This is a genomic window from Bacteroidota bacterium (genome assembly GCA_016213405.1).
Classification (GTDB): Bacteria; Bacteroidota; Bacteroidia; order Palsa-948; family Palsa-948; genus Palsa-948.
In genome coordinates this window covers 44,467-52,796 of the sequence record JACRAM010000091.1, presented here as the reverse complement: position 1 = coordinate 52,796, position 8,330 = coordinate 44,467, and the positions used below count along the sequence as shown (strand labels likewise).

The following is an 8,330-nucleotide window of genomic DNA, read 5'->3' as shown; positions in this document are numbered from 1 at the left end:
TTTGCAAAAGAAGGTTACTACAGTTTATCGGCAAACTACAAACGATTAAAACTTTATGAAACCGCTGTATGCGTCTAAGCATGTACAGTGGTGTGAGAGGTGGCGAAGTTACTTTGTACCTTCGCTTCCTACTTTAATTTGATATATGAGAATCTTTGACCTCTTCACCAGAAAAAAACTCGATAGCGGATTACTTCGCACGAGGGAAGGATTTCTTTCGCGCCTTGGAAAAGCAATTACAGGCAAAACCATTATAGATGAAGAGGTGCTGGATAAGATAGAAGAAACATTGATTGCTGCGGATGTCGGAACAGAAACTTCTCTTAAAATAATTTCAAACATTCAGAAAAGCATTGAGAAGGAAAAGAAAATTGGAACTGGTGGATTAAATGAAATCCTGAAAGAAGAAATTTCTTCTTTGTTGATAGATAATTCATTTACAGATTTTGCAAGTATTGTTAAGAAGCCATATATTATTTTAGTAGTTGGTGTGAATGGAGTAGGCAAGACCACTACCATAGGCAAACTCGCTCATATCTTTAAGAAAGCAGGAAAAAATGTTCTGTTTGGTGCAGCAGATACTTTTCGCGCAGCTGCAGTTGAACAGTTAGGAATCTGGGCGAAACGTTCTGGTGCGCAAATCATTTCTCAAGGTGCGAATGCCGATCCTGCCGCTGTTGCGTTTGATACGGTGAATTCTGCTATTGCAAAAAAAATGGATGTAGCAATAATTGATACAGCAGGAAGATTACACAACAAAACAAATTTGATGAACGAACTTTCTAAGATAAAACGTGTGATTCAAAAAGTAATTCCTGATGCTCCCCATGAAGTGCTTTTAGTGTTAGATGCTTCCACCGGGCAAAATGCAATCGAACAATGCAAGCAATTCACCGAAGTCACTAATGTCACTGCGCTTGCTCTTACCAAACTTGATGGCACAGCGAAAGGAGGAGTAGTCATCGGCATCTCTGACCGATTCAAAATTCCTGTGAAGTATATCGGAGTAGGTGAGGGGATTGATGATTTGCAGCTCTTCGATAAAAAGGAGTTTGCAGATTCGCTCTTTAATACAAAGGCGGAATAATTTCTACTTTATCGCAATCACCGAAATTTCCACATTAACTTTTTTGGGGAGAGCAGAAACCTGGACCGTTTCTCTTGCAGGAGGATTTTCTTTAAAATATTTTCCGTACACTTCGTTCATTCTTGAAAAATTATTCATATCAGAGAGATAAATGGTTGCTTTTACCACATCGCTCATTTTCATTCCGGCTTCTTCTACAATTGCTTTAATGTTTTCCATCACTTGTTTTGTTTCGTTTTCAATGCTGGAAGTATCTAATTCTCCTGTAGAAGGAACGAATGCTACTTGCCCGGATACAAATAATGCGTTGCCGCGCATCACCGCCTGAGAATAAGGTCCGATTGGTTTTGGAGATTTATCTGTGTAAATGATTGTTGAATTTTCCATGATTTTATGTTTTGAAAAATAAAAATAAAATGATAGTCCAATGATAGCGAAACATGCAGTAGCAATGAGAACCTGTTTCATGTTGCAAACCTATCAAATCTTATCTGACGGAAACATTTTCCTTAAAAGAGTTTGACTGCTTTTTGTGAAAACACCACGATTCACATCTCGTATATCTTCTATGGAATAAAAAGCATCAGGATTATGCTGCTGAATGATTTTAATAATCGGTTCTATGTTTTTCCGCTTAACAACTGTTAAAATAACTTTCACCGGACCTTTTGCTCCCTGTGCATTTATCACAGTAGTTCCGTGATTGGCGATTTGCAACTGAGTGATAAGTGCAGAACATTCCTGATTGGTAATGATGCGGATGATTTGCAGTCCGAGCGCAATGCGTTCTTCAATAAGCAAACCGATATAATTTCCCATTGCAAATCCGCCTGCCCATGCAATGTAGCAAGCAAAATTATTTGCCTGTTTCATCACCTGGCTCACCACCACTATCCAAATAAGCACTTCAAAGAACCCGAGAATGGGGGTGATGCTTTTCTGTCCGCGCGTGGTGAGTACATGCCTGATTGTTCCGAGTGTGACATCTCCGATGCGCGAAACAAAAATTATCAGCGGAAGGATAAGCCAGTTGTAATAATCAAAATCAACGCTCACAAATTATCTGTTCAGAATTATTTTTTTAGTCAGTACGCCTTCTTCAGTTTTTAGTTGAAGGAAATAAATGCCGTTGAGCACTTCGCTTAAATCAATTTGCGGATGTGCGGATGTGCAGATATGCTGATAAATACATTCTCCATACACATTATATATTTTCATCTGCACATTTTCATATCTACTCATCTGCACATTAAACACTCCGCTTGACGGATTCGGAGAAATGTAAATATCCTGATTGCTGATTTCATGTATTCCAATTGCAAAGCCAACATAAATTGAATCGCAAACAACGCAGCTATCAGAATCGCTGACACAAACAGGATAGGTTCCCGGAACAAGACCTGTTGCGGTTTGTGTGGTTTGACCGTTGTTCCATAAATATGTGAAAGGAGAAGTTCCTCCTGAAATATTTGCTGTTGCATCTCCATTCGGACAAGTGGGGCAGGTGGCAGGAGTGGCTGTCAGGCTGATGATAGGAGGCAATGGTCCATTAACAGTTGCTCCGTCCATATAAGTACATCCTTTTGAATCGGTAACAACTACGGTATAAAATCCCGGACACAATAAATTGCAAGTGTCACTTGGGCAAGGAATTAAAGGCCAATTGTAAGTATAAGGCGGAGTGCCTCCTGAAGCCGAAACGCTTACTTCACCATCGCAAATACATCCGGTAGAATTCGGAACAGATGATACGGTGACAGTCAAAGCAGTGGGCTCAGTCACAACAGAATCTTTTATTGTTGAACATCCTTTTGAATCAGTTATTGTAACGGTGTATCCGCCCGCGCAAAGGTTGGAAATCGCTGAAGTTGAACCCGAACTTGGCGCCCACGAATAGGTATAAGGCGGAGTTGCTCCTGAAACCGTAACAGTAATTTTTCCATTGCAGAGTGAATAGCACGATGCATTTGTAACGGTTGTTATATTTCCTGCAAGTGCGGTTGGCTGAGTAACTGTAACGGTTGTTGTTTTAGTACAGCCCACACCATCTGTAACGGTAACAGTGTATCCTCCTGCAGAAAGTCCGGTGGCATCTTCAACCGTTGAGGCGTTTGACCATAAATAGGTGAGTGGATTTGTTGCACCTGTCACCGTAAGATTTACAGAACCATTGCTTCCCGCATTGCAGGAAGGCGCTGTAGGGGTTACGGTAAGAGTAACACCACATAAATCATATTGGTAGAAAGTGTTGGTGTAAGACCCGCCCGCATATCCTGTTCCCAGGTAACCATAGTTTCCCACAGCAAAAGCTGCAGCATTTGTTCGTTGTGTGCCAATGAATGTGGCAATGGCTGTCCATGCATTTCCAACCGGATCGTATTTATAAAAATCAGTGTATTGAGTTGAGAAGGTATTTATACTACCTGTTCCTGCATAGCCGTAATTGCCAATTACAAAAGCGCCTGCACCTTCGCGCGCAGTTCCGGCAAAGTTGGCTTTTGCTGCCCATGTGTTGGTTGCAGGATTATATTGATAGAAGGTATTGTAAAACGTTGTGCCGGCAAAATTTCTTCCGGTGCCCATATATCCTTTTCCGCTCACAGCAAAGGCAAAGCAATCACCACGAGTGCTTCCGCCAAAATTTGCCCGGGCAGTCCAGGTATCGGTAATCGAATTATATCTCCAGAAATCATTGTAAGCCACCGAGCCGTCCATTCCTGTTCCAACATATCCGCTGTCTGCTATAGAAAACCCCGCGGCATAATATCTTCCGCTGCCGCCAAAGTTAGCGATAGGAGCCCATGAGTTGCCGGCAACATCATATTTCCAGAAATCTTTTTTGTAAGCGCCATCGAATCCTGTTCCGATGTATCCGAAATTTCCAATAGCAAACCCTGTTGCTGCTCTGCGGGCAGTTCCTCCAAAATCCGCCATCTGCGACCATGAATTTGCCACAGGATCATATCTCCAGAAATCTTTTTGATTGGTGCCTGCATATCCGGTGCCTATGTAACCGTAGCTTCCGATGGAAAAGCCAACGGCATTGCTTCTGCCAGTTCCTCCAAAATTAGCTTTTGCGCTCCATGAGCCAATTTGGGCGAAAAGAATGTAAGATGTAAAAATGCAGGTGGCAAATGTGAGTAATAGTTTTTTCATAAAAGATTGATTTTGTTGCTGTTTTGATGGTTTTCTTCGCTGTAAGCTTACATTGTTGCGTTGTAAGCTTACATTGTTGCGTTGCGTGCTTACACTGTCTCGTTGCGTGCTTACACTGTCTCGTTGTAAGCTTACATTGTCGCGTTGCATGCTTACACTGTCTCGTTGTAAGCTTACATTGTCGCGTTGCGTGCTTACACTGTTTCGTTGTAAGCTTACATTGCCACGTTGCATGCTTACATTGTTTCGTTGCGTGATTACAACCTCTCGCTGCTTGCTTACATTATAGTGTTGCATGCTTGGGATGCTTCGGTTCATGGATGAGATGTGACAATTCATTCTTGGTTTGTTTCTGTTATCAGTAGTTATTTAATAATGAGTAGTTTTCTTGTTTGAGTAGCTTCTCCTGCTTTCATCACGCAAAAATAAACTCCGCTGGGCTGAGAAGACAAATCAATTTGCAGATGTGAAGATGTGCGGATATGCGGATGTGCGGATTCAAATACTTTTTCACCATGTGAATTGAAAACTTCAATGCCTTTCATCTGCACATTTTCTAATCCGCTCATCTGCACATTAAACACTCCGCTGTTCGGATTAGGATAAACCTGAAACCCGAAATTTGCAATCGGAAACCCGGTTGATGTAACCACATCATTTATGCTGGTGATGTTGGTGGTGAATACTCCGCGCGAGTGGGTTGCCACTGCCACTAATCCGTCTGAGGTTCTTGTATCAATCATATCGCAAATAGAATTTCCGATGGTGGTTGCTCCCTGAAGCGCCCATACAGTAGACGTTCCGGTGAGCGTATCGGTTGCATACACCCCGGTGCTTGTTGCAACAAGATATACAGTTCCGTCAGAAACGGGCAAAATAGTTGCCCATCTGACAGAAGGACCTGTTCCATTACCCGGCTCAAGGTTGCCGCCCACTTTTGACCATGTGGGCACGGTGGAATCGGCATTGGTGGAGTAGAAGAGACTGTAAACGCTGTAATTGGAAAATGCCACTATCACATTGCCTGCATCATTCGGGTCAATGGCGATGCAGGATACGTTGCCGGCAGGAAACAGGTTGGGTGAAACGGTTCCGGTAATATCGGTGGCGATGGGCGTTCCAACATTTGCGTTGTCAATTCTGTACACGCGCTTGTTGCTTGTTCCGTAATACAAAATGTTTGCAGGATTTTTTGAAACTGCAAGCGCGGTGATCTTCGCATTTGCTGTAGGAACCGTATCGGGAAACATGAGCCATCCCTGACTGATGCTGTCCCAGTTTCCGTTCAGAGGAATAAAATTCAAACTGTCATTCCTCCAGAGATTTTTTCCTCCTGCCAGATACATCCTGTTATTATTGTTCGGGTCGAGAGTATAAGGATTGATAAACTGATAACCTTTTCCTCCAATGGGATCAATTCTTCTTCGCGCGAGCACATTACCTGCCGCATCCAGCTGCATCTTCTGCATCTTTCCGTTCTGAATGGAAAAATAATAATTGTTCTTTCCGTTGTCAATGGCGCAGTAAGAACCATCTCCGAAAAATTCGCTTACCCAGGGTGACTGCGGATTTTGTGAATTCACGAACCAGCTGTTATTATCCTGCAATCCTCCAATAATTGTGCTGTCGTTGGGTGTCGCGTGGTCGAGCGCCACAGTGTAAAACATGGAAGTGAGATAGCCGTTGTTCAGTTTAGTCCAGGCAACGGTATCTGCCATAAAGTTGGTGGTTTTGTAAATTCCTCCGTCATTGGAACTGTACATACTATTGTTTGTGTTATCGAAAACCACTTCATGCTGGTCGGGGTGATGATTCAGGTATGTATCTATAGTTAAAGGAATGGAAGAACCCTTTTTATATCCTCCGATGAAATGAGTGCTGTCAGGAGAAAAGAATCCGTCATCCGAACGATAGAGATTTGTTCCTCCAAGAAAAACTACTGCTGTATCAGTGGGATGAAATTTCACAAGCATATCGTATCCGCCCTGCACGTGCTGCTTGTCATGTGGTCCGCCTGTGGTGGGAAGATTTGCAGAAAGGTCATACCATTTTGGACTTGTTGAGTTGTAATGATATTTCCACAAGCTGTTCCATTCCACCTGCCCGAGAAAATTTGTATCAGCTGTTCCGAATCCTGTTGTTGTTCCCGCCCAGAAATAAACCTGGTTTCCATCCGAAGGAGAAATTCCTATTTTGATTCTTCCGTAGGTGGTTGGAAATCCAACAGGAGTAATGCTTGTCCATGTAACGCCATCGGGCGAACGCCAGATTCCTTTTTGTGCTCCGCCATCGCTGCTGAGCGTGGCATAAATGACTCCCGAATCTGATACTGCTACATCGGTGAAATAAGAATAAGGCGCTGAAATGCCGGTGCCTCTCGCCAATGTCCATGACGTTCCGCCATTGATGCTTTTGTAAACAGCGTTGTAAACTGCTGCATACACTGTTCCGTTTGCAGATGTGTCGGCAGGATTAGTTGCAACGTTCCATATAAGATCCCACACATTGTCAAAAGATTGCGGAGTTCCTGAAACAGTTGATGGAAGAGAATTCCATGTTGTTCCTCCATCAGTTGATTTGTACATTCCGTTGCCAAGATAATAAGCGCCCGATGCTCCTGCCGATTGTCCGTAACCTTCGCCTGTGCCGATGTACCATGTATTTGTTTTTCCTGCGCGTGTATCCTGCGCAATGCACGAAACGCTTTGATGAACAGCGCTCCAGTTTTGCGACCATGAAGTTCCTCCGTTGGCGGATGACCACATTCCTCCGGAAGTAGAGCCGGCTAAAAGTTTTTGAGAGTTGGTAACATCAATTGCAAAAGCGCGTGTTCTTCCTCCAACATTCCAGGGTCCGCGTGATTGCCAGTTGAGGGAAGATAAATTCTGTACTCCTTTAGAAGAGGGTGAAACATATCCGGGCAGTGTAGCAGCATATTCTAATTCTAACCTTCGGATGTTAGAAGGAATTTTTCCTGTTTCAGGATCGCGGAGGCGCTGGAGTTCGTATTGAAGAAGTCCGTCATCGGCATCATTTCCTTCTGAAAGGGTTTGAGTCTTTTCTCCGCCAACAATTGGTGGAGCTTGGCGGGGACTTTGTGTTGAAATAAATGCAACTAATCCCACTGAAAAAATCACAGCAGGAATAAATGAGTAAAGTTGTTTCATGTATTGGTGATTTTAAGGAGAACCAAAAGTAAGAATATTGGCGAGGGAGAGGGAAGTAATTCAAAGTTCAAAGCACCAAGTATCAAATACCAAGTTCCAAGGGAACAGCCGAAGAAAATGCAATGGCTGTTTCTTTGGGCTTGGTATTTGGGACTTAATACTTGGAATTTATTTTATCAGCACTCCATACACCACCGGATAAATCAAATTTTCCCAAACAGCATATTCTTTTGCAGAAGGGTGAAGGTTGTCTTTGGAAATTAATTCAGGATTGTCTTTCATTTTCTGAGAGACAGAAAAAATATCCACGCACTTCAGATTTCTCTTTTCAGCTTCATCCGAAATAATTTTATTAAAAGCAGCAAGTCCTTCGCTGATATTTCTCCCGTTGGAATATTTTGGTCCGTCTGGCGTAACGCTGAAATCAGGAATGGTAATCAGCACGAATTTATTTCCTGTTTTTTTCTGTACATGCTCTATGATTTGAATAAGGTTCTTCTGAAAGGTTTCTTCACTCACGCCCTGCACCCAGTCATTCACGCCAATGAGAAGCGTTGCAAAGGTGGGAGCGGAAGAATCAAAAACAGGAAGTTCGTTGTCAATTAAATCTTCCGTAGTCCATCCTGTGCGTGATGGGTTTGCGATGAGTTCAATGAAAACTTCGTTCTCATTTAAACGCTTGGTTAGAATCACGGGCCAGGATTCTTCCCAACTTGCACCTTCGCAAATCGTGTAAGAATCTCCGAGGGCTACGTAGCGGATTTTGTTATCCATTTTAGGAGTGAATGAACAGGCGAAAATAAAGAATAGCAATTGTATCAGAAAATATTTTGCTGACATATTGCGAACATACAGACAAAATCAGCGCTATTACTTTCGGTGTTTAAGCAATGAAATAGTGAAGTTCAGAATCTAAAAAA

General features: G+C 42.7%; 6 protein-coding genes. 1 reads left to right on the top strand and 5 read right to left on the bottom strand.

Going from position 1 to position 8,330, the window contains the following annotated elements; genetic code table 11:
• The first annotated feature begins 145 nt into the window (after nt 1–145).
• Complete coding sequence (gene ftsY / locus HY841_11350; protein ID MBI4931351.1) at nt 146–1,087, top strand: signal recognition particle-docking protein FtsY; 942 nt, start codon at nt 146–148, stop codon at nt 1,085–1,087.
• A 3-nt stretch (nt 1,088–1,090) separates the two neighbouring features.
• Here the strand turns inward: ftsY and HY841_11345 are convergent, their stop codons facing one another.
• The 5 genes from HY841_11345 to HY841_11325 form a co-directional block, all read right to left on the bottom strand.
• Nucleotides 1,091–1,474, bottom strand: a complete 384-nt coding sequence (locus HY841_11345; protein MBI4931350.1) for a RidA family protein — start codon at nt 1,472–1,474, stop codon at nt 1,091–1,093.
• Between the two features lie 93 nt (nt 1,475–1,567).
• Nucleotides 1,568–2,143: a DUF2179 domain-containing protein gene (locus HY841_11340; GenBank protein ID MBI4931349.1), complete on the bottom strand. Its 576-nt coding sequence runs from the start codon at nt 2,141–2,143 to the stop codon at nt 1,568–1,570.
• A gap of 3 nt (nt 2,144–2,146) precedes the next feature.
• Nucleotides 2,147–4,582, bottom strand: coding sequence for a T9SS type A sorting domain-containing protein (locus HY841_11335; GenBank protein ID MBI4931348.1), 2,436 nt, complete (start codon nt 4,580–4,582; stop codon nt 2,147–2,149).
• A 26-nt stretch (nt 4,583–4,608) separates the two neighbouring features.
• Nucleotides 4,609–7,410 (bottom strand): T9SS type A sorting domain-containing protein, encoded by a 2,802-nt coding sequence (locus tag HY841_11330; protein MBI4931347.1) that lies wholly within the window; start codon nt 7,408–7,410, stop codon nt 4,609–4,611.
• Nucleotides 7,411–7,578: 168 nt separating this feature from the next.
• Nucleotides 7,579–8,250 carry a hypothetical protein gene (locus HY841_11325; protein MBI4931346.1) on the bottom strand — a complete coding sequence of 224 codons (672 nt, stop codon included), beginning with the start codon at nt 8,248–8,250 and terminating at the stop codon, nt 7,579–7,581.
• Nucleotides 8,251–8,330: the final 80 nt, after the last annotated feature.